Below are 21,982 nucleotides of genomic sequence, written 5' to 3'. Positions count from 1 at the left end.
TTCACATGACAGGAAATTTCCGGACGATTCTCGGCGGCGCGCTGCTCGCCCTCGCGCTTGCCGGCGGGGCCGCGGTGGCGAGCGAGGATTGCCTCGCCCCCGGTGAGGTGCGCGACAAGGACGTGGCGCGCAACGCCAAGCTCATCGGCGCACAGAAGGGGCTGTGCCTCTCGGCTCTCGATTTCGAGGAGAACGGCATCACTTGGCGCGTCACCGTGATCGACGACAGCGCCCAGCCGGACGGCCCGACGATCTACCTGCTGCACGACAACGAGGATTCGGCCTTCGACGCCGGGCTCTACTCGGTGCTGAAATACGGCGGCAGGCTGATCGCGCTCGAATCGGGCGAAAGCCGCACCCACCAGGGCCAGGATCCCAACCGCAATTTCGGCATGACGAAAAAGGCCACCGCCGCCTGCGCCGACATGCGCGTCAAGCCCGCGCCGCTCTTCACGCAGTTCCTGCTGGACCTGCGCAACCCGCGCATCGCCTTCTTCCTCACGCTGCACAACAACGCCGACGGGCATCGCGGCAACGGCGGCTCGGGGGGGATCAGCGCCAAGCGCACGAGCGCGGTGATGACCGGGATGATGTCGCCGAAGGGTAACGCGGACGAGGATGACGCGGTGCTGCTCGCCGGTAAGCAGCCCTATGAGAAGAACCGCCGCGCCAAGATGGCGGCGGGGTTCTTCCTCGAGCGGGGGATCAACGTGATTTACGAACACGTCCGCCCCGAGCGCAACGATTGCTCGTTCTCGAACTACGTGGTGTTGAACGACCTGGGCGAGTATTACAACATCGAGGCCCAGCACGGCCATACCGCGCAGCAGAAGGCGATGCTCGATTCGATGATGACCTTCCACCGCATCGGCGTGCGCAACAACGCGATCAGGTAGCGGCGGCGCGGCTCACCCCTTCATCAGCGCGGGCAATTCGCCGGTCAGGCCGGCGGCCTCGCGGATGAAACCGCGCCGCAGTCCCGGCATTGCGCCGAGCGCCCCCATCCCAAGGTGCCGCGCGGCGCGCAGCAGCGGGTTGTCGTTCGAAAACAGCCGGTTGCTGGCGTCCGTGGCGAGCGCGAGCGTCTGCGTGTCGAAGCGGCGCCATTGCTCGTAACGGCGCAGCACGTCGGGGGCGGCGATGTCCTCGCCCCGCCGCTGCGCCTCCGTGAGGACCTGGGCCAACGCGGCCACGTCGCGCAGCCCGGCGTTGAGCCCCTGGCCGGCGATGGGGTGCAACCCGTGCGCCGCGTCGCCCACCAGCGCCACCCGCTCGGCGATGAAGCGATTGGCGAGGCTCAGGCCCAGCGGATAGTTGTAGCGCGGACCCTTGATCGCAATCTCGCCCAGGAAATCGCCGAAGCGCGGGCGCAGGACATGCAGGAAATCCGCATCGTCCAGCGCGGCGAAGTCGCGTGCGGTGGCCGCCGATTCGCTCCAGACGATGTTCGACACGTTGCCCGGCAGCGGCAGGATCGCGAGCGGGCCGGGGGGCATGAAGAACTGATGCGCGATGCCGTGATGCGGCCGCTCATGTTCGATGGAGCAGACCAGCGCGGTCTGCCCGTAATCCCAGCCGGTGCGCGCGATGCCCGCGCGCCGCGCAGTGCCCGATTGCCGCCCGTCCGATCCGACGATGAGCCGCGCCGCGACGCGTTCACCGGAGGCGAGCGTGAGAATCGCCCCTCCCGGCGCCGTCTCCTGCCCGGTCACCGTTTCACCCGTGCGCTGGGTGATGCGCGGCTCAAGGTCCATCGCGGCCAGCAGCGCGCGGCGCAGGAAGCGGTCCTCGCACATGTGGCCCATCGGGCCTTCCTCGATCTCGGCGTGGTCGAAATGCACGAAGAAGGGCGACAGCGGCCCTTCGCCCGCGCGTCCATCGCTGACCTTGATCTCGAGCATCGGCTGCGTATCGCCCGCGAGCCTGTCCCAGAGTCCGAGCGCGCGCAACAGCCGCACCGACGCCAGCGCCAGCGCGTAAGCCCGCCCGTCGAATTCGGCGTCGTCATGCACCGGGCGGGACAGGGCGTCGATGATGGTGACGGTCATCCCCGCCTGCGCGAGCGCAAGGGCGAGTGCGGGACCGTTCAGCCCGCCGCCGACGATGGCGATATCGGTGGTGTTTTCCATGCTGCTCAATATGGCGGGCGCGACGGGATTGTCCATGCGGCCCGCCGCCGCTAGTTTCTGACCGAACGATACGAGGGCGGGTGCATGACGAACTGGCGGGAAATGAGCGCGGCCGCGCTCGGGCGCGGGATAGGCGCGGGAGAGATCGACGCGGTGGAACTGGCCGAGACGTTCCTTGACGCGATCGACGCCCATGACGACGGCGCGCGCATCTATGCCCGCACGACCCGCCCCCGCGCATTGGCCGAGGCGCGCGCGGCGCGGGATCGCGCGCGGGCGGGGCAGCGGCGCGGGCCGCTCGACGGGGTTCCGATCAGCTGGAAGGACATGTTCGACACCGCCGGCGTAGCGACCGAGGCGGGCAGCGCGCTCTTGAAGGGCAGAACGCCCGCGCGGGACGCCGAGGTGCTGCGCAACGCCACCGCGGCGGGCCTCGTGTGCCTTGGCAAGACGCATATGAGCGAACTGGCCTTTTCGGGCATCGGGCTAAACCCGGTGACAGCGACGCCGCCCTGCATCAACGATCCGAAGGCCGTGCCGGGCGGATCGTCCTCCGGCGCGGCGGCCAGCGTCGCGCATGGCCTCGCCGCCGCCGCGGTGGGCAGCGACACGGGGGGATCGGTGCGCATTCCCGCCGCGTGGAACGATCTCGTGGGCCTCAAGACGACGGCCGGACGGTTACCGATGGGCGGCACGGTGCCGCTGGCCGCGCGGTTCGACACCATCGGACCGCTTTGCCGCACGGTCGAGGACGCCGCGCTGATGCTGGCCGCGCTGGGTGGCGAATCCGCCGTAGATCTGCGCGGCGTCTCGCTCTCCGGGCTGCGTTTGGCGACGCTGGAAACGGTGGTGATGGACGATATTCGCGACGAACCGGCGGCGGCCTATCGCGACGCGCTCGACCGGTTGGCCGCGGCGGGGGCGATCATCGAACCACTCGAGGCGCCTGAGGTGGCGGAGGCGATGCCGATGTCCGGCGTTCTCTTTACCGCCGAGGCCTATAGCGCCTGGGGCGAGGCCATCGAGGCGGATCCCGACGCGATGTTCGCTCCCATCCGCGACCGGTTCCGCAGTGGCGCCGAGGTGAAGGCCGCCGACTACGTCGCCGCCTGGCGGCGGCTCGACCGGCTGCGCATCGATTGGGCCGCGCGGGTGACGGGCTTTGACGCCGTTCTGATGCCTGCCGCGCCCAACATGCCGCCCGACGCGGCGCGGCTGATGGAGGACAACGACTACTACGTGACCGAGAACCTGCTCACGTTGCGCAACACCCGTGTGGGCAACCTCATGGGGCTGAGTTCGGTGTCGCTGCCCACGGGGCGGGCGAGCTGTGGCATCCTGCTCTGCGGCACGGCATTCGGTGAGAACAGGCTGCTGCGGATCGCCTCCGCTGCCGAGCGCGCGCTGGGGTAAGGCGTTGGATTCGGGTATTTTTACCAGGAACCAGCCCGGTTTGCCAAAAATGCCACATATGGGCCGCGCACCGGCGGTTTAGCTGGACCTCGCGGCGGGATTTGCGCTAGTTTCGTCTCCAACGGGGCGATGATGATCCCGAACCAGAGGCAGTATCGATGTTCCCCGAGCGGTTTTCGAACCTTCCGGCTTATGCGTTCCCGCGTCTGCGCGCCCTTTTGGACGTGCATGAACCGGGCGGCGACGTGCTGCACATGACCATCGGGGAGCCCAAACACCCCTTTCCGGCGTGGATCGGAGACATCATCGCCGAACACATGGCCGAATTCGGCAATTACCCCGCCAATGACGGCACGGACGGGCTGCGCCGTGCGATCTGCGGCTGGGTGGGGCGGCGCTATGGCGTGACGCTGGACCATGACGCGCATGTGGTGGCGCTCAACGGAACGCGCGAGGGGCTTTACAACGCTGCAATGGCGCTTTGTCCCGAGTCGAAGGGAAGCAAGCGGCCAGTGGTGTTGCTGCCCAACCCGTTCTACCAGGTCTACATGGTCGCGGCCCTATCGGTCGGGGCCGAACCGGTCTTCGTTCCGGCGACGCGCGAGACGGGGTATCTGCCGGATTACGCCGGCCTGCCCGACGAGGTGCTGAACCGCGTGGTCGCAGCCTATCTCTGTTCGCCGAGCAACCCGCAGGGCGCGGTGGCGGATGAAGGGTATTGGCGCGACCTGATCGGGCTGGCCGAGCGATACGATTTCCAGGTCTTCGCGGATGAGTGTTACGCCGAGATCTACCGAGACGCCCCGCCGCCCGGCGCGCTGGCCGTCGCCGCCGACATGGGCGCGGATCCCGAGCGGATGGTCACGTTTCACAGCCTGTCGAAACGGTCGAACCTGCCAGGGTTGCGCAGCGGTTTCGTCGCCGGCGGACCTGAAAGCGTGAGGCGCATCAAACAGTTGCGCGCCTATTCCGGCGCGCCGCTGTCGGGGCCGCTTCAGCGCGTCGCCGAGGCGATCTGGGCCGATGACGCCCACGTCGTCGAGAACCGCCGCCTTTACGGCGAGAAATACGCGGCAGCCGATGAGATCATGCAGGGCGCGCCCGGCTATGCCGGGCCGCGGGCGGGGTTCTTCCTGTGGCTGCCGGTCGCGGATGGCGAGGCGGCGGCGCTGCGGCTCTGGCGCGAGACCGGCGTGCGGGTCCTGCCCGGCGCCTATCTCGGCCGCGAGAGCGACGGGCGAAACCCCGGGAAGGATTACATCAGGGTCGCGATGGTGGCCCCAATAGACGAGATGACGCGCGGGCTGACCGCCCTGCGCGATTGTCTTTACACATAAGAGACGAGGGACGAGATGGCATACCAGGCACGAGGACGCGACCCGCTGCTGGACAGCAACATGGCGCAGGCGATCGAGAAACGCGGCAAGGAACTGCTGGGCCTCGGCCTGCTGGGCCTCGCCGTGATCGCGGCGATGATGTTCGCCTCCTACAGCCCGGACGATCCATCGTGGCTGTCGGCGGTGGACGCGCCGGTGCATAACTGGCTGGGCCAGACCGGGGCGACCATCGCCGCGACGCTCTTCATGGTCGTGGGCTGGGGCGCCTGGGGCGTGGCGGTGGTGCTTGCCGCCTGGGGCGTGCGCTTCGTGCTGCATCGCGGGCAGGAGCGCGCGCTTGGGCGGGTGATCTTCGCGCCGATCTGGATCGCAGTGCTGTCGCTCTATGCCGCGTCGCTGACGCCGGGGGCGGAATGGTACGCAACGCACAGCTTCGGCCTGGGCGGGATCTTCGGCGACACCGTGCTGGGCGCGGTTCTGGGCGTGCTGCCGATCGGCGCGGCGGCGGGACTGAGGCTCGTGTCGTTCGCGCTGGGGGCGGGGATGCTCGTGCTCGGGGCGTTCATCCTCGGGTTCACGCGGCTCGAGCTGACGCGCGCCGGACGCTTCCTGCTGGTCGGCCTGATCATGAGCTATTCGGCGCTGATCGCGCTGATGGGGCGCGGCGCGGGCGGGGCGCGCGACGCCATGCGCGCGCGTCGTGAGCGCCGGGCGGAGGCCGCCGCCGCGGAACCCGAAACCCACCGGCCCGGCAAGGTGGCGATCGTCGCTCCGCGCATGCGGCGCGGCAATGGCGCGGTCATCGACGAACCCCATGCCGAGCCGCCCTTGCAGGCCGAACCGCAGGAGAAAACCGGCGGTCTGCTGGCGCGGATGCCGTCGCTCATCCGCAAGCCCGATCCGCTGCCCGAACCCGAACTGGTAGAGCCGCAGGCGCTGAGCGCGGCCCGCGAGATGCCCGGCGAGGACCGCATCCGCGAGAAGATCAACGACGTGATCAAGTCCCGCGTGCGTCAGAAGACCAGCGTGCAGGTCGAATCGGTGGCCCCCCTGACCAAGGGGCGCGGGCGCGGGCCGACGCCGCTCGTGCTCGATACGTCGCGCCCGGCCGTCGGGCTGCGCCCGGAGCCGCCGCTGACCTCTGCCGGCGTCGCCCTACCGCCGGAGCCGCCGCTGACGGCGCCGCCGGCAAACGCCTCACAGCCCGAAATGGCCTTCGAACACAACGCCGAGGACGATCTGATCGAGGACGCCCACCCGGATCACGTCGATCAAGAGATGCGAATCCCCGTGCCGGAGCCGCGCAAGGTCGTGCAGCACACGCCCCGCAAAACCCCCTCGCCCAGCACCCGCGCCAAGGCCGAGGCGCAGCCCAAGCTGCAATTCGAGCAAAGCGCGACCGAATTCGAACTGCCGCCGCTCAGCCTGTTGTCGAGCCCCGACAACATCCAGCGCTATCATCTGAGCGATGAGGCGCTCGAGGAAAACGCGCGCATGCTGGAAACCGTTCTGGACGATTACGGCGTCAAGGGCGACATCGTGAGCGTGCGCCCCGGTCCCGTCGTCACCATGTACGAGCTGGAGCCCGCCCCCGGCCTCAAGGCGAGCCGCGTGATCGGCCTGTCGGACGATATCGCGCGCTCCATGTCGGCCCTGTCGGCGCGGGTCAGCACCGTGCCGGGGCGCACCGTGATCGGAATCGAACTGCCCAACGACAACCGCGAGATGGTCAGCCTGCGCGAGATCCTGTCGACCCGCGACTTCGGAGACGGCAACCACAAGCTGCCGCTCGCGCTCGGCAAGGATATCGGGGGCGATCCGATCGTCGCGAACCTCGCCAAGATGCCGCATCTGCTGATCGCGGGGACCACCGGATCGGGCAAGTCGGTGGCGATCAACACGATGATCCTCAGCCTGCTCTACAAGCTCAGGCCGGACGAATGCCGGATGATCATGATCGACCCCAAGATGCTGGAACTCAGCGTCTATGACGGCATCCCCCATCTGCTCAGCCCCGTGGTGACGGACCCCAAGAAGGCGGTCGTCGCGCTGAAATGGGTGGTGGCCGAGATGGAGGAACGCTATCGCAAGATGTCCAAGATGGGCGTGCGCAACATCGACGGCTACAATTCCCGCGTGGCCGACGCGCTCTCAAAAAACGAGATGTTCAGCCGCACGGTGCAGACCGGGTTCGACGACGACACCGGCGAACCGGTCTTCGAGACCGAGGAATTCGCGCCCGAGAAGATGCCCTATATCGTCGTCATCGTCGACGAGATGGCCGACCTGATGATGGTCGCCGGCAAGGAGATCGAGGCCTGCATCCAGCGCCTCGCGCAGATGGCGCGGGCCTCGGGCATCCACCTCATCATGGCCACGCAGCGTCCCTCGGTCGACGTCATCACCGGGACGATCAAGGCGAACTTCCCGACGCGGATCAGCTTCCAGGTGACGTCGAAGATCGACAGCCGCACCATCCTCGGCGAAATGGGTGCCGAGCAGCTTCTGGGCATGGGCGACATGCTCTACATGGCCGGCGGCGCCAAGATCACCCGCTGCCACGGGCCGTTCGTCAGCGACGAAGAGGTCGAGGAGGTGGTCAATGACCTCAAGGCCTACGGCCCGCCCGAGTATCTCAGCGGCGTCGTGGACGGGCCCGATGAAGAAAAGGCCAGCAACGTCGACGCGGTGCTGGGGCTTGGCGGGAACACCGATGGCGAGGACGCGCTTTACGACCAGGCGGTGCAGATCGCCATCACCGACCGCAAGGTCAGCACCTCCTACATCCAGCGCAAGCTGGCCATCGGCTATAACAAGGCCGCCCGGTTGGTCGAGCAGATGGAGGAAGAAGGGCTCGTGAGCGCGGCCAACCATGTCGGCAAGCGCGAGATCCTGGTGCCCGAGCAGTAGGGCCTCTTGCCCTGCGCGGCCGACCGGACCGCGCCATCCCACCCGAGGGGACGGCGCGGTGCTGTCGTAATTCTGTCAGACCTCGGCGTTTGATCCGATGAACCACGCATCCTTGTCGACGGCGCGGCTCACCTCGGTGAAAAGGTCTTCGGTATCCGCGTCGCCTGCCTCGCTGGCTTCGTCAATCGCCTTGCGCAGCGCTTCGCCCACGGCGAGAAACCGTTCCTTGAGCGCCGCGACGTGGTTCTCCAGCGGCGTCATCTCGAGCGGGTAGGGGGCCAGCGTGCTTTTCTCCGCCGCTTCCTCGACCGTGCCCTTGGCGTGACCACCGAGGATCACGGCGCGTTCCGCCATGAGGTCAGCCCCTTCGCGCAGCCGGTCCGCGACCTCGTCCAGCAGTTCGTGCACGCCGATATACCCCGGCCCCTTGAGATTCCAGTGCGCCTGCTTCACCGCAAGCGTCAGCGCGACGGTGTCGGCGAGCCGCGCGTTGAGAAGATCGATCATCTTGTGGCGGGTCTGGTCGTCCAATCCGGACACGAATGCTTCGGGCATCTTGAGCTCCTTTCGTGACATGCTGGCAAGCGGACGCCGCCCGACATCGAACTTTTGCCAAAAGACGATGCGCAAGCAAATTTCCGCGGCCTGTTATTCCATATCAACGCCGCATTCCCTATGTCTGTTCCCGATCCTTCATGCACAGGGAGCACACAAGTTGCGCCATCTCATCCTTATCGCCGGAGCGATCGCCGCAAGCGTCGTTCTCGCGCTGCCCGCGGCGGCCGAGAAACTGTCGCTCGGCGCGTTGTCGGGCTATCTCAATTCTCTCAAGACCGCGACGGGCGAGTTCACCCAGATCAACGATGACGGCACGATCAGCACCGGGCGCATCCTGATCAAGCGCCCCGGGCGCGTGCGTTTCGAATACGACCCGCCGGAAGAGACGCTTGTGGTGTCGAACGGGGACACGGTGGGGATCGTCGATCCCAAGTCGAACCAGGGCACGCAGGCCTATCCGCTACATCGCACGCCGCTGTCGATCATCCTCGCGCGCAATGTCGACCTGACCCGCGCGCGGATGGTCACCGGCCATTCCAGCGACGGCAAGACGACGACCGTGCGCGCGCAGGACCCCGAACACCCCGAATACGGCAATATCGAGCTGGTCTTCACCGGCAACCCGATCCAGCTGCGCCAGTGGGTGGTGAACGACGACGCGGGCAGCCGCACCACCGTGGTGCTGGGCGACCTGCGCACCGGCATGCGCATCAAGGACGACCGTTTCGTCATCCCCGGCCTCAATACGGCCCGCCCGATCGACCGCTAAAGCGTACCGGAGCGGGCCGCGTCAGAAAAGCCCGCGCCGGCCGCCGCAGCGACGCAGTTGCACCTCGTAGGTGGCGGCGCGGTCCTCGACGGTCTGGGCCACGCGCATCAGCCACGCCTTGTTGCGATAGCTGCCGCGGGCATAGCCCGTGCGCCCCTCGTGATAGGCAAGGTATTGCCGCCGCGCGTCCGAAAGCGGAATGCCGAGGCGCTGGTTGCTTTCGGCCATGTACCAGCCCATGAAATCGGTCGCATCGTTGATGTTGTCGCGCCTCGCACGGCGGCTACGGGTGTCCTGAACATACTCGTCCCAGGTCCCGTCAAGCGCCTGGCTGTAGCCGAAGGCCGAGCTTTGCCGCCCCATGGGGATGATTCCCAGCGTGTAGCGGAACGGCGTGCGCGCGTCGCTGACGAACTTGCTCTCCTGATATATGGTGGCCATCTGCACATGCATCGGCACGCCGTAGCGGCGTTCGACCGCGCGGAAGGCGCGTTTGTAATTCGGGCGCTCGCGCAGGATTGCACAGGCGTCGTCCATCGTGCTCGGGGACGAGCCATAGCTGCCGCCACGGCCACAGGCCGCGATCAGCAATAGCAATAGCGCGGCGCGAAGCTGTCTGCTCATCTGACTCTGCCTCTCGCTCTTCTTTTTTCCGGGTAGTGTAGCGGATCGGCGTGCGTTCGCAAATGATGAAATTTCCATTTAGGCAGCCGACCGCGGACCGCGCGCGAACGAAAGGCAGGCGCCTTCGGTCCGGGAACTGTCACTAGGAGGTTCACAGACTGTTTCCCGGCGATTCGCGTTGAAGATTGGACAATGCCCCCTTGAAACCTTTAGAGTCGGAGGTTAGGGGCTGCACTACTATGCTTAAAACGCACGCGAAATACCATTTGGGCCAGGTCGTCCGCCACAAGAAGCACCCGTTCCGGGGCGTGGTGTTCGACGTCGACCCCGAGTTCTCGAACACCGACGAATGGTATTCCTCGATCCCCGAGGAGAGCCGCCCGGTCAAGGATCAGCCGTTCTATCACCTGCTGGCCGAGAACGAGCAGAGCTACTACGTCGCCTATGTGAGCGAGCAGAACCTGGTCGCGGATTACTCGGGCCAGCCGGTCGAGCATCCCGACATTCCCGACCTCTTCGGCGATTTCGAGGACGGGCATTACCCGCTGCATTTCCAACTGAACTGAGCCGGGCGGTGGGTTGAAAACCCACCCTACGCGCCGCGTTCTCAGTATCCCAGCGCGCACCCGTCCTTGCGCGGGTCCGATCCGCCTTCGAGCACGCCATCCGCGCGGATCAAAATCGCCTGCGCGCCGCCGATCGGTTCATCCGGCGTGACGACGTCGTGCCCCAAATCGACGAGCGCGCGGCGCACCTCCGGCGCATAGCCGCGCTCGAGCCTGAGCTTGCCGTCGCAGGCATAGGCGCGCGGCGCGTCGATGGCGGTTTGCGGGTCCATGCCGAAATCGCGCAGGTTTGACACGAAACGCGCATGCCCGGTCGGCTGGTAGGATCCGCCCATCACGCCGAACGGCATCTTGATGCGCCCGTCCTCGCGCAGCATGCCGGGGATGATCGTGTGCATCGGGCGCTTGCCGCCGCCCATCTCGTTGGGGTGACCCGGCTCGAGCGTAAAGCCCGCGCCGCGATTTTGCAGCAGGATCCCGAATTTCTCGGATGCGATCCCGGCGCCGAAACCGTGGAAGATCGAGTAGATCAGCGATACCGCCATGCGGTCGCGGTCCACCACGGTGATGTAGACCGTGTCGCGGTGCAGCGCCTCGGTGAGCGGCGGCGCGGCCGCGATCACGCGATTCGGGTCGATCAGCGCGGCGAGATCGGCCGCCAGTTCGGGTGACAGCATCCGCGCGCCGCGCGCGGCGTGGTCTGGATCGGCGATCAGGCGATTGCGCGCGTCATAGGCCAGTTTCGCCGCCTCCGCCTCGAGATGCACGCGTTCCGCTCCGAGCGGGTCCAGCGCCGCGACGTCGAAATGCGACAGGATGTTCAGCATCAGGATCGCCGTCGCGCCCTGGCCGTTGGGCGGATGTTCGACCAGCTCCACCCCGCTATATTCGCCCGAGAGCGGCGTCGTAGGCGTTCCGCGATGTCCGGCGAAATCCTCCGCCCTGTGGACGCCGCCCGCCTCGGCGAGCGCGGCGAGCATGTCTTCGGCCACCTCGCCCTCGTAGAAGGCGGAGGCGCCGTTGCGGGCGATGCGGCGCAGCGCCTCGGCCTGGCCCGGCGCGCGAAAGATCGAACCCGCACGCGGCGTGCCGTTAGGCATGTAGTGGCGGATGGCGTGGCCCCGCAACGTCGGGCCTGAGCGCGGCCAGTCGTCGATCACCCGCGCGGCCAGCGGCACACCTTCCTCGGCATAGCGGATCGCGGGGGCGAGCAGCGCGTCAAGGCCGAGCCGGCCGTGTTGCGCGCTCAGCGTGCAGAACGCCTCGACCGCACCGGGGATGGTGACCGCCGCGGCGCTGCCGAGCGGCACGGCAGCGTGGCCCGCGCGGCGCAGCGCCCCGGCGTCGGCAGCGGAGGGCGCGCGGCCCGAGCCGTTATAGCCACGCACCTCCGCCGAGCCCGGCGCGTTCCAGAGCACGAAGCAATCGCCGCCGATCCCGGTCATTTGGGGCTCGCATATGCCCAGCAGAACCGCGCCCGCGATTGCCGCGTCCATCGCGTTGCCGCCGCGCGCGAGCATGTCGACCGCGACCTGCGCGGCGAGCGGGTGCGACGTGGCGCACATGCCGTTGAGCGCAAGGACGGGCGAGCGCCCGGGAAGGTGGAGATCGCGCATGGGGACTGCCTCTGCCGTGATTGCGCGGGTAGGGTAATGCGTTTTCGCGCGGATCGGAATTGCCAATTTCGCGGGATGTTCTCTCGGGGGGAGGAGGGAGACCTCGACGCCGCGCACTGGGTGGGGGCTGTTAAACGCGACGCCGAGGGAAGCTATATGCAGCTACGGGATGGGTTATGACGTCCCACTCTGGCGTCAATACGTAGAGATCGGGGCATATTTGGGGCATCTCGCGCATGGTGATCGGCTGACTTCAATCCATCCGGCGCAAGGGCGGTGTAGCGCCGCCGCCGCCCCCGGTTTCGCGCGGGGCGTCTTTCCGGTGTCGCCCGTGATTCGCCCATCTGGCGCTTCCCGGGTGCAGCCCCTCACGCGCAGAGGATGACGAATGACAGGCGGTTCTCCTCGCCCTCGCGGCGATACTCCAGATCATGGGCGAGCGTGCGAATCAAGAACCAGCCGAACCCGCCCTCGGGCAGTTCCGTGCGGGCGACGTCGAGCACGGGGGCGGCGCCCTTTGGCAAGCAGAGACCGGGCAGGGGCGCGCCGTGATCGCGGATCGTCACATGCATGAGCGACGCCTCGCGTGAGAGCGTGACATGCACGGGTCCCGGCGCATTGGCCGGATAGGCATGTTCCGCGAGGTTGTTCAGCACTTCGGCAAGCACGATCTCGATCGTTCCGCACGTCTCCGGCGCAAGGTCGCTACGGAGCAGGAAGCCCCGGATTCGGGCAAGGCAGGCGCGGATGGCGCCCCCATCGGCGGTCAGCGTTTCAAGGTGATCGGCCCCGATCACGGCGCGCCCGCCGTGCAAGCGCCGCAACGGTGACGCATTGGGCCGCGCGACATCGCGTATCACCCGGATGCGCGTTTCATCGCCGCCTCCGGATCCTCATGAATGACAAAGATCGTGTCCATCCGCGTCAGGCGAAACACCTTGTCCACGTCCGGCGTCAGCGCGGCGAGGTCCATCCGCTTGCCCGGGCCCAGATGCTTGAGCGCGGCGACGATCGCGCCAAGCCCGCTGGAATCGATGAACCTGACCTGTCTGAGGTCGAGGATGATATGATCGTCCCCGGCGGCGATTTCGCGCATCGCGTCCTTGAAGCGGATCGCGGCCGAGGCGTCGATGCGCGGCGCGTTGACGGTGACGATCGCGTGAGGGCCGGATCGGCGGCGCGAGAGTTCCATGCATGTCTCCGGTGTTACGTCTGGGCGCAAATCACGCTAGACCGTAATCGTTACCATCCGGTATCCGCCGGACAGACCAGGAGGACAGGGCGATGAAAGAGGTCGTGATCGCGGGCGCCGCCCGCACGCCGATGGGCGGTTTCCAGGGGGATTTCGACGGCGTCGCCGCCGCGCAGCTGGGCGGCGCGGCGATTCGCGCGGCACTTGACGGCGCGGGCGCCGCTGCGGCCGAAGAGGTGCTGATGGGTTGCGTGCTGCCCGCCGGGCAGGGCCAGGCCCCCGCGCGCCAGGCCGCGTTCAAGGCCGGGCTGGGCGAGGACGTCCCCGCCACCACGCTCAACAAGATGTGCGGATCGGGCATGAAGGCGGCGATGATCGCCTGGGACCGCATCGCGCTGGGCCACGCCGAGACGCTGATCGCCGGCGGCATGGAGAGCATGTCGAACGCGCCCTACCTGCTGCCCAAGATGCGCGGCGGCGCGCGCATCGGCCACGGCGAGGTGATCGATCACATGTTCCTCGACGGACTCGAGGACGCTTATGACAAGGGCCGCCTCATGGGCGCTTTCGCCGAGGACTGCGCGCAGAAGTATCAGTTCACCCGCGAGGCGCAGGACGCCTACGCCATCCGCTCGCTCGAGAACGCGCTTGCGGCGCAATCGAATGGCGCCTTCGCCGACGAGATCGTCCCGGTCGCCGTGGCCACCCGCAAGGGCGAGGTCACGATCGCCGAGGACGAGCAACCCGGCAAGGCCCGCCCCGAGAAGATCCCGCAACTGAAACCCGCCTTCCGCAAGGACGGCACCGTCACCGCGGCCAACGCCTCCTCGATCTCGGACGGCGCCGCAGCGCTGCTGCTCGCCTCGCGCGAGGCGGCGGAACGCGACGGTCTTGCCGTGCGCGCGCGCATTCTCGGCCATGCTGGCCACGCCCAGGCGCCGGGCTGGTTCACCACGGCCCCGGTGCCGGCGGCGCAGAAGTTGCTCAAGCGCCTCGGCTGGAGCGTCGATGACGTCGACCTCTGGGAGGTGAACGAAGCCTTCGCCGTGGTCCCGATGGCTTTCATGCAGGAGATGGACGTGCCGCGCGAGCGCATGAACGTCAACGGCGGCGCCTGCGCGCTGGGCCATCCGATCGGCGCCAGCGGCGCGCGGATCATGGTGACGCTGCTCAACGCGCTGGAAAAACGCGACCTCAGACGCGGCGTCGCCGCGATCTGCATCGGCGGCGGCGAAGGAACCGCCATCGCGATCGAGCGCGCCTGACCTTCTTCCTGCTCAAAATATCCCTGGGCGCGCGGGGGTGAAACCCCGGCCCTGCACCAACCGGACACACGCCATGCAGATTGATTACCCGACACTTGCCAAGACCCTCGCCGCTCTCACCGAGGGCGTGGATGACGAAATCGCGCTCATGGCCACGATGGTCTGCGAGTTGCACCACGCGGATGAACGGTTTGACTGGACCGGTTTCTACCGCGTGACCGCGCCGGAGATGCTGACCATCGGTCCCTACCAGGGCGGGCACGGCTGCCTGAGCATTCCCTTCTCACGGGGCGTCTGCGGCGCGGCGGCGCGCACGGGCAAGGTGCAGATGGTCGACGATGTCGACGCCTTCGCCGGCCATATCGCCTGCGCCAGCAGCACCCGTTCGGAGATCGTGCTGCCGGTGCGCGACGGCGCGGGACGGCTGATCGCGGTGCTCGACATCGACAGCGACCGGCCGGCGGCGTTTTCGGACGCCGATGCGGAGGGACTCGGCGGCCTCATCGCCGCGACATTCGCCCGCTCGTCCGCGGCGTGATGAAAAAAGGCTTGGAAATTTCATAGAATCGGGCCACCGTGAAAATCACGCTAGGTTTTTCATGGATGGAGCCGCGATGCACCAAAGCGATCCGAACCGGATGCGCTCTCTCGGGGCCGACCTTCGGGCGCTGCGCAAGGCGCGCGGGGTCACGCTGGCGGATCTGGGCGCGCGGCTGGGGCGCTCGGTGGGCTGGCTGAGCCAGGTCGAGCGCGACCTCTCGAACCCTTCGGTCATTGATCTGCGGCGGATCGCATCGGCGCTCGACGCGCCGGTCTCGTTGCTTTTCGGCCATGCGGCGGTTCCGGCCGAGGAGGCCGGCCATGTCGTGCGGCGCGGCGCGCGGCGGCGCATCGGCTCGGACGCCGCCGGGCTGGTCGAGGAACTGCTCTCGCCCGATCTCACCGACGATTTCGAGGTGGTCCACTCCACCTTCGCGCCCCACAGCCGCCGCGGCGAGGTGATCGAACGCCCGACGCAGGAGGTCGGCTATGTGGTTTCCGGGCGGCTCGACCTGGTGATCGCCGGCCAGTCCTTCACGCTCGGCCCCGGCGACAGTTTCCGGATCCGGGGGGAGCCGTTCGAGTGGAGCAATCCCCATGACGCCCCGGCGGTGGTGATCTGGGTGATCGCACCGCCGGTCTATTGAGGGGGCGCCGATGAGCTTCGACGCATGGCCGATCTGCACGCTTTCCCGGGCGGCGTTCGCGACCACGCCGGGTGCGATCGCGGACTGTCTGGCCGGCTCCGGCCGGATCGTCGCGAAGACGCCCGCAAGGGCAGAGGGGCGGCTGATCGCTATGACACTTGCCCAGGGAGGATAAGAACATGACACGAGGACACTGCCTGTGCGGCGCGGTCCGCTTTCACACCGACGCCACGCCAGACGGCGCCAGCGTCTGCCATTGCGGCCAGTGCCGGCGCCAGTCGGGGCATCTCTGGGCCTCGGCCCACGTCCCGCGCGACGCGCTCGTGATCGAGGGCGACGTGCGCTGGTTTGAGGCGAGCGGCGCAGCCAAACGCGGCTTCTGCCCGACCTGCGGCAGCTTCCTCTTCTGGGCCGCCCATGACGAAGACACCATCAGCTTCGCTCTTGGCGCGCTCGACGGGCCCACCGGCGTCACGCTCGAAAAACACATCTTCACCGCCGACAAGGGCGACTACTACGCCATCGAAGACGGCCTGCCCCAACACGATCAGTAACGGAGCCAACCCATGTCTGATTTCCCCACCACCGCCCGCGTCGTCGTCATCGGCGGCGGCGTCGTCGGCGCCTCGACGCTCTACCACCTCGCGAAGGGTGGCTGGACCGACAGCGTCCTGCTGGAGAAGAACGAACTGACGGCAGGCTCCACCTGGCACGCCGCCGGCAACTGTCCCAGCTTCTCGACCTCCTGGGCGGTGATGAACATGCAGCGCTATTCGCTCGACCTCTACTCGCGTCTCGAGGCCGAGGTCGACTACCCGATGAACTACCACGTCACCGGTTCCATCCGGCTGGGCCACAGCAAGGAGCGGATGCAGGAATTCGCCCGCGCCCGCGCGATGGGCCGCCACCAGGGCCTGTCGCTCGAGATGATGGACCTCAAGGACATCAAGGACCGCTATCCTTTCATCGAGACCCACGACCTCGCCGGCGGCCTCTGGGATCCGGCGGATGGCGACATTGACCCGGCGCAGCTCACTCAGGCGCTGGCCAAGGGCGCGCGGATGGCGGGCGCGCGCATCGAACGCTTCTGTCCCGCGACCGGCGTGAGCCGCGAGAACGGCGAATGGATCGTGCACACGCCCAAGGGCGACATCCGCTGCGAAAAGGTGGTCAACGCCGCCGGTTACTACGCACAGCGCGTCGGCGAATGGTTCAAGCCCTTCGGTGGGCGTACCGTGCCGATGGTCGCCATGTCTCACCAGTATTTCTTGACCGAGGAAATCCCCGCGCTGAAGAAATGGACCGCCGAGCAGGGCCACAAGGTGCCGCTGCTGCGCGACGTCGACAGCTCCTACTACCTCCGCCAGGACAAGAACGGCCTCAATCTCGGCCCTTATGAGCGCAACTGCCGCGCCCATTGGGTGACGCCCGACGATCCCATGCCCGAGGATTTCAGCTTCCAGCTCTATCCGGACGATCTTGAACGGCTGGAATGGTATATCGAGGACGCGGTCGCCCGCGTGCCGATCCTGGGCGAAGGCGGGGTCAACCGCGTCATCAACGGCCCCATCCCCTACGCGCCCGACGGCCTGCCGCTGATCGGCCCCATGCCGGGCGTCGAGAACGCGTTCGAGGCCTGCGTCTTCACCTTCGGCATCACCCAGGGCGGCGGCGCCGGCAAGGTGGCCGCCGAATGGATCATGCATGGCGAGACCGAATGGGACATGTGGGCGACCGATCCGCGCCGCTACACCGATTACACCGATGCCGACTACTGCCTCGCCAAGGCCAAGGAGGTCTACGGCCACGAGTACGCGATGCATTTCCCGCATCACGAATGGCCCGCCGGGCGGGACAAGAAGCGCGGCCCGAATGATGCCAAAGTCCGCGAACTGGGCGGCGTCATGGGAGCCTATAACGGCTGGGAGCGCGCCAACTGGTTCGCGAAACCCGGCGACGACACCTCCGAGGAGGCGACCCAGACCTGGAACCGCGCCGGCCCGTGGGAACCGCGCATCCGCGAGGAATGCGAGGCCGTGCGCGACGGCTGCGGCGTGCTCGACCTGCCTGGCTTCTCGCGCTTCTGGGTGTCGGGCGCGGGCGCGGATGACTGGCTGCGCGGCTTCGTCGCCGGTGGTTTGCCCAAGGTGGGGCGCATGAACCTCGTCTATGTCGCTGACAGCCGCGGCCGCACGCTGACCGAACTCAGCTGCATCCGGCTGGCCGAGGACAGTTTCGTGCTCATCACCGCCGCGTCGGCTCAGTGGCATGACGGCGAGATGATCCGCGGCTCCGTCCCCGAGGGCGTTACCGTCAACGAGACCACGACCGAGCGCAGCGCGCTGATCGTGACGGGGCCGAAATCGCGCGACGTTCTCGGCCCGCTCACCGATGGCGACCTGTCGCTGCCCTGGCTCAGCCATCAGCACTGCACCGTCGCGGGCAAGAAGGCGTTCTTGATCCGCGTCAGCTTTGCCGGCGAGCTCGGCTGGGAGGTGCACGCCGCCAACGAGGACATGCCCGCCATCTATGGCGCGATCCTCGACGCGGGGGCCAAACCCTTCGGCATGTATGCGCTCAATTCCCTGCGCATCGAGAAGGGCTACCGCGCCTGGAAGGGCGATCTCTCGACCGATTACTCGCTGCTCGAAGCCGGGCTTGACCGGTTCGTGAAGCTCGACAAGCCGCAGGATTTCCCCGGCAAGGCGGCGCTTCTCAACGAGAAGCAGCAGGGCAGCGCCAAATGTTTCGCCATGCTCATCGTCGACGCGGGCGAGGCCGACGCGCCTTACATGTCCTCGGTCCTGCATGAGGGCGAAGTCGTGGGCGAAACCACCAGCGGCGCCTGGGGGTATCGCGTCGGCGCCTCCGTCGCGCTGGCGATGCTGCGCCCCGACCTGGCCGAACCGGGCACTGAGCTTGAAGTCGATATCTACGGCACGCGGCGCAGGGCCGTGGTCCAGCCCGAGGGTCCGCTCTGGGATCCGCAAAACGAAAGGCTGCGCGCATGACCGATATCACGCTTCTCGACGGTTCGGTCGGGCAGGAAATCGTCAAACGCTGCGGCGACCGGGCGACGCCGCTCTGGTCGACGCGGGCGATGATGGAGAAACCCGGCGTCGTGGGCGACGTCCATGCCGATTACTTCCGCGTCGGCGCCACCATCGCCACCGCCAACACCTACGCGCTGCATCGCGACCGGCTGGCGCGCGTCGCGCTCGAGGACGAGCTGCCCGCGCTCATCGACCGCGCGCTGTCAGAGGCCGAGCGCGCGCGCGACAAGGCGGGGGCCGGGCGCATCGCCGGCGCTCTCGGCCCGCTCGGGGCGTCCTACCGCCCCGACATTTCTCCGCCCGAGGAAGAGGCCGCGCCGCTCTTCGCAGAACTCGTGGCGCTGATGGCGCCGCGCGTGGACCTGTTTATCGTCGAAACGGCCTCTTCCGTTGCGCAGGCGAACGGCGCGCTGGCGGGTTGCGCGGAGGCGGGCAAACCCGTCTGGCTCGCCGTCAGCGTCGATGACGACGACGGCGCGCGCCTGCGTTCGGGCGAACCCTTGGGCGATCTCGCCCCGATCCTCGACCGGCATGACCCGGCCGCGGTTCTGATCAATTGCTCGCGCCCCGAGGCGGTGGCGGCGGGGCTTGACATCCTCAAGGACATGGGCCGCCCGTTCGGCGCCTACGCCAACGGTTTCACCCGCATCAGCGAGGCGTTCCTCAAGGACGCGCCCACGGTCGACGCGCTGGAACAGCGCAGCGATCTGGACCCGGCGGCCTACGCGGACTTCGCGATGGGCTGGGTCGGCCAGGGCGCCACCATCGTCGGGGGCTGCTGCGAGGTCGGCCCCGATCACATCGCCGAACTGGCGACGCAATTGCACAAGGCAGGTCATGAGATCGTGTAATTGCACCTTCATCTTTCTGAAAATACTCAAAATTCCGACGAGGGCGACAAAATGACAAACCTTCCTACACAGGCCCGCGTGGTCATCATCGGCGGCGGCGTCATCGGCTGCTCCGTCGCCTATCACCTGGCGAAACTCGGCTGGAGCGACATCGTCCTGCTTGAGCGCAAGCAGCTCACTTCGGGCACGACATGGCACGCCGCCGGCCTCATCGGGCAGTTGCGCGCCAGTTCCAACATGACCAAGCTCGCGCGCTACACCGCGGAGCTCTACGCGAAGCTGGAAGAAGAAACCGGCGTCGCCACGGGGCTGCGCCAGGGCGGGTCGGTATCGGTCGCGCTCACCTCGGAGCGGCTGGAGGAACTGATGCGCTCGGCCGCGATGGCCCGCGCCTTCGGCGTCCCGGCCGAGGAATTGTCGCCGACCGAGATCAAGGAAAAGTACGAACATATCAACCTCGACGGCGTCACCGGGGGCGTCTGGCTGCCGACCGACGGGCAGGGCGATCCGGCGAATATCGCGCTGGCGCTGGCCAAGGGCGCGCGCCAGCGCGGCGCGCAAATCCAGGAGCGGGTCAAGGTCACCGGACTTTCCTGCGAAGGCCGCCGCGTCACCGGCGTCGACTGGGTCAGCGACGACGGCCATGAGAACGGCCATATCGCCTGCGACCACGTGGTCAACTGCGCCGGCATGTGGGGCCGCGAGGTGGGGCGCATGGCGGGCGTCAACGTGCCGCTCCAGGCCTGCGAACATTTCTACATCGTGACCGAGCCGATCGAGGGTCTCGACCGGCTGCCGGTCCTGCGCGTCCCGGATGAGTGCGCCTACTACAAGGAGGACGCGGGCAAGATGATGCTCGGCGCGTTCGAGCCGGTCGCGAAACCCTGGGGCATGGACGGCATCCCCGACAGTTTCGAATTCGACCAGCTTCCCGAGGATTTCGACCATTTCGAACCCATCCTCGAGGCCGCCTGCAACCGTCTGCCGATGCTGGCCGAGGCGGGGATACATACCTTCTTCAACGGCCCCGAGAGCTTTACCCCCGACGACGCCTACCATCTCGGCCTCGCGCCCGAGATGGACAATGTCTGGGTCGCCGCCGGGTTCAACTCCATCGGCATCCAGTCGGCGGGCGGGGCGGGCATGGCGCTCGCCCAATGGATGGAGGACGGGCAGAAGCCGTTCGATGTCGGCGACGTCGACATCTCGCGGATGCAGCCCTTCCAGAACAACCGGAGCTACCTTGTCGAGCGCGCGACCGAGGCGCTGGGCCTGCTCTACGCCGATCACTTCCCCTTCCGCCAGAAGACCACGGCGCGCGGCATAAGGCGCAGCCCGTTTCACCAGCACCTGCTGGATCGCGGCGCGGTCATGGGTGAGGGCGCCGGGTGGGAGCGCGCCAACTGGTTCGCGAATGACGGCCAGGCGCCCGAATACGAATACAGCTGGAAGCGCCAGAACTGGTTCGACAACGCCGCCGCTGAACACCGCGCGATCCGCGAGAATGTCGGCATGTACGACATGTCGAGCTTTGGCAAGATCCGCGTCGAAGGTCCGGACGCCGAAGCCTTCCTGAACCATGTGGGCGGCGGCGATTATTCCGTGCCGGTGGGCAAGATCGTCTATACCCAGTTCCTGAACCCTATGGGTGGGATCGAGGCCGACGTGACCGTCACCCGCCTGTCCGAGACGGCCTATCTCGTCGTCACCCCCTCGGCCACGCGGCTGGCGGACCAGACCTGGATGATGCGCCACAAGGGCGATTTCAACGTCGTCTTCACCGACGTGACGGCGGGCGAGGGCGTGCTGGCGGTCATGGGGCCCAATGCGCGCAAGCTGTTGCAACGGGTCTCCACCGGCGATTTCTCGAACGACGTCAATCCGTTCGGCACGGCGCAGGAGGTCGAACTGGGCATGGGCCTCGCCCGAGTGCATCGCGTGACCTATGTGGGTGAGCTTGGCTGGGAGGTCTACGTGAGCGCCGACATGGCCGGCCATGCCTTCGAGACGCTGATCGAAGCGGGACGCGACATGGACCTGAAACTCTGCGGGATGCACATGATGGATTCCTGCCGCATCGAAAAGGGCTTCCGCCATTTCGGTCACGACATCACCTGCGAGGATCATGTGCTCGAGGCGGGGCTGGGTTTCGCCGTCAAGACAGCCAAGCCCGATTTCATCGGCCGCGACGCGGTGCTGCGCAAGAAGGAGGAAGGCCTGAACAACCGCATGGTGCAGTTCCGCCTCACCGATCCCGAACCGCTGCTCTACCACCACGAACCGATCCTGCGCGACGGCGAGATCGTGGGCTATCTGAGCTCCGGCAACTACGGCCACCACCTGGGCGGCGCGATCGGTATGGGATACGTCCCCTGCAAGGGAGAGAGCGTCAGTGAACTGCTGGCCTCGTCCTACGAGATCGACGTCGCCGGCGTCCGCGTTGAGGCCGAGGCGAGCATGCGTCCGATGTACGATCCCAAGGCCGAGCGCACCAAGGCGTGATCCAAACGAG

The 21,982-nt window shown here is 67.3% G+C and carries 20 protein-coding genes; 14 read left to right on the top strand and 6 right to left on the bottom strand.

Annotation, left to right across the window (positions count from 1 at the left end; translation table 11 throughout):
• Positions 1–5: 5 nt before the first annotated feature.
• Positions 6–896 (top strand): hypothetical protein, encoded by an 891-nt coding sequence (locus D6850_RS11510; protein WP_121167053.1) that lies wholly within the window; start codon positions 6–8, stop codon positions 894–896.
• 12 nt (positions 897–908) lie between these two features.
• Here the strand turns inward: D6850_RS11510 and D6850_RS11505 are convergent, their stop codons facing one another.
• Positions 909–2,165, bottom strand: a complete 1,257-nt coding sequence (locus D6850_RS11505) for a UbiH/UbiF/VisC/COQ6 family ubiquinone biosynthesis hydroxylase (protein ID WP_206019249.1) — start codon at positions 2,163–2,165, stop codon at positions 909–911.
• A 48-nt stretch (positions 2,166–2,213) separates the two neighbouring features.
• On the opposite strand from D6850_RS11505, the gene D6850_RS11500 reads away from it, so the two are divergent.
• The 3 genes from D6850_RS11500 to D6850_RS11490 all read left to right on the top strand — a co-directional run bounded on the left by D6850_RS11500 (position 2,214) and on the right by D6850_RS11490 (position 7,789).
• Complete coding sequence (locus D6850_RS11500) at positions 2,214–3,542, top strand: amidase (protein ID WP_121167051.1); 1,329 nt, start codon at positions 2,214–2,216, stop codon at positions 3,540–3,542.
• A 158-nt stretch (positions 3,543–3,700) separates the two neighbouring features.
• Positions 3,701–4,879, top strand: coding sequence for an aminotransferase class I/II-fold pyridoxal phosphate-dependent enzyme (locus tag D6850_RS11495; RefSeq protein WP_121167049.1), 1,179 nt, complete (start codon positions 3,701–3,703; stop codon positions 4,877–4,879).
• A gap of 15 nt (positions 4,880–4,894) precedes the next feature.
• Positions 4,895–7,789: a DNA translocase FtsK gene (locus tag D6850_RS11490; RefSeq protein WP_121167047.1), complete on the top strand. Its 2,895-nt coding sequence runs from the start codon at positions 4,895–4,897 to the stop codon at positions 7,787–7,789.
• Between the two features lie 75 nt (positions 7,790–7,864).
• Here D6850_RS11490 and dps read toward each other — a convergent pair whose 3' ends face one another.
• Complete coding sequence (dps, locus tag D6850_RS11485) at positions 7,865–8,344, bottom strand: DNA starvation/stationary phase protection protein Dps (RefSeq protein WP_121167820.1); 480 nt, start codon at positions 8,342–8,344, stop codon at positions 7,865–7,867.
• Positions 8,345–8,504: 160 nt separating this feature from the next.
• Here dps and D6850_RS11480 point away from each other — a divergent pair, with 160 nt between their 5' ends.
• Positions 8,505–9,116 carry a LolA family protein gene (locus D6850_RS11480; protein WP_245964167.1) on the top strand — a complete coding sequence of 204 codons (612 nt, stop codon included), beginning with the start codon at positions 8,505–8,507 and terminating at the stop codon, positions 9,114–9,116.
• A 21-nt stretch (positions 9,117–9,137) separates the two neighbouring features.
• Here the strand turns inward: D6850_RS11480 and D6850_RS11475 are convergent, their stop codons facing one another.
• On the bottom strand, positions 9,138–9,740 hold the full coding sequence (locus D6850_RS11475; RefSeq protein ID WP_121167043.1) for a transglycosylase SLT domain-containing protein: 603 nt from the start codon (positions 9,738–9,740) through the stop codon (positions 9,138–9,140).
• A 239-nt stretch (positions 9,741–9,979) separates the two neighbouring features.
• Between D6850_RS11475 and hspQ the strand changes: the two genes are divergently transcribed.
• The gene (gene hspQ, locus D6850_RS11470; protein WP_121167041.1) at positions 9,980–10,306 is read left to right on the top strand and encodes a heat shock protein HspQ; all 327 of its coding nucleotides are present in this window, start codon (positions 9,980–9,982) and stop codon (positions 10,304–10,306) included.
• A 41-nt stretch (positions 10,307–10,347) separates the two neighbouring features.
• Here the strand turns inward: hspQ and D6850_RS11465 are convergent, their stop codons facing one another.
• The 3 genes from D6850_RS11465 to D6850_RS11455 form a co-directional block, all read right to left on the bottom strand.
• Positions 10,348–11,922 (bottom strand): gamma-glutamyltransferase family protein, encoded by a 1,575-nt coding sequence (locus tag D6850_RS11465; RefSeq protein ID WP_121167039.1) that lies wholly within the window; start codon positions 11,920–11,922, stop codon positions 10,348–10,350.
• Between the two features lie 368 nt (positions 11,923–12,290).
• Positions 12,291–12,746, bottom strand: coding sequence for an ATP-binding protein (locus D6850_RS11460; RefSeq protein ID WP_166434057.1), 456 nt, complete (start codon positions 12,744–12,746; stop codon positions 12,291–12,293).
• 32 nt (positions 12,747–12,778) lie between these two features.
• Positions 12,779–13,114, bottom strand: coding sequence for an STAS domain-containing protein (locus tag D6850_RS11455; protein WP_121167035.1), 336 nt, complete (start codon positions 13,112–13,114; stop codon positions 12,779–12,781).
• Between the two features lie 92 nt (positions 13,115–13,206).
• Between D6850_RS11455 and D6850_RS11450 the strand changes: the two genes are divergently transcribed.
• The 8 genes from D6850_RS11450 to D6850_RS11420 all read left to right on the top strand — a co-directional run bounded on the left by D6850_RS11450 (position 13,207) and on the right by D6850_RS11420 (position 21,972).
• Entirely contained in the window at positions 13,207–14,379 is a 1,173-nt protein-coding gene (locus D6850_RS11450) for a thiolase family protein (RefSeq protein ID WP_121167033.1), read from the top strand.
• Between the two features lie 73 nt (positions 14,380–14,452).
• Entirely contained in the window at positions 14,453–14,917 is a 465-nt protein-coding gene (locus tag D6850_RS11445) for a GAF domain-containing protein (protein ID WP_121167031.1), read from the top strand.
• Positions 14,918–14,993: 76 nt separating this feature from the next.
• Positions 14,994–15,566 (top strand): helix-turn-helix domain-containing protein, encoded by a 573-nt coding sequence (locus D6850_RS11440; protein WP_121167817.1) that lies wholly within the window; start codon positions 14,994–14,996, stop codon positions 15,564–15,566.
• A gap of 10 nt (positions 15,567–15,576) precedes the next feature.
• Positions 15,577–15,741: a hypothetical protein gene (locus tag D6850_RS19505; protein WP_166434056.1), complete on the top strand. Its 165-nt coding sequence runs from the start codon at positions 15,577–15,579 to the stop codon at positions 15,739–15,741.
• Positions 15,742–15,745: 4 nt separating this feature from the next.
• A complete protein-coding gene (locus D6850_RS11435) occupies positions 15,746–16,120 on the top strand; it encodes a GFA family protein (RefSeq protein WP_121167029.1) in 375 nt (124 codons plus the stop codon).
• Positions 16,121–16,132: 12 nt separating this feature from the next.
• Positions 16,133–18,577, top strand: a complete 2,445-nt coding sequence (locus D6850_RS11430) for a GcvT family protein (RefSeq protein WP_121167027.1) — start codon at positions 16,133–16,135, stop codon at positions 18,575–18,577.
• Positions 18,574–19,470 (top strand): homocysteine S-methyltransferase family protein, encoded by an 897-nt coding sequence (locus D6850_RS11425; protein ID WP_121167025.1) that lies wholly within the window; start codon positions 18,574–18,576, stop codon positions 19,468–19,470. The genes D6850_RS11430 and D6850_RS11425 overlap by 4 nt, the downstream gene beginning before the upstream one ends.
• Before the next feature lie 51 nt (positions 19,471–19,521).
• Positions 19,522–21,972: a GcvT family protein gene (locus tag D6850_RS11420; protein WP_121167815.1), complete on the top strand. Its 2,451-nt coding sequence runs from the start codon at positions 19,522–19,524 to the stop codon at positions 21,970–21,972.
• The last annotated feature ends 10 nt before the right edge of the window (positions 21,973–21,982 follow it).

The organism is Roseovarius spongiae, from assembly GCF_003651245.1.
Classification (GTDB): Bacteria; Pseudomonadota; Alphaproteobacteria; order Rhodobacterales; family Rhodobacteraceae; genus Roseovarius; species Roseovarius spongiae.
This window is presented reverse-complemented; position numbering and strand designations above follow the sequence as displayed.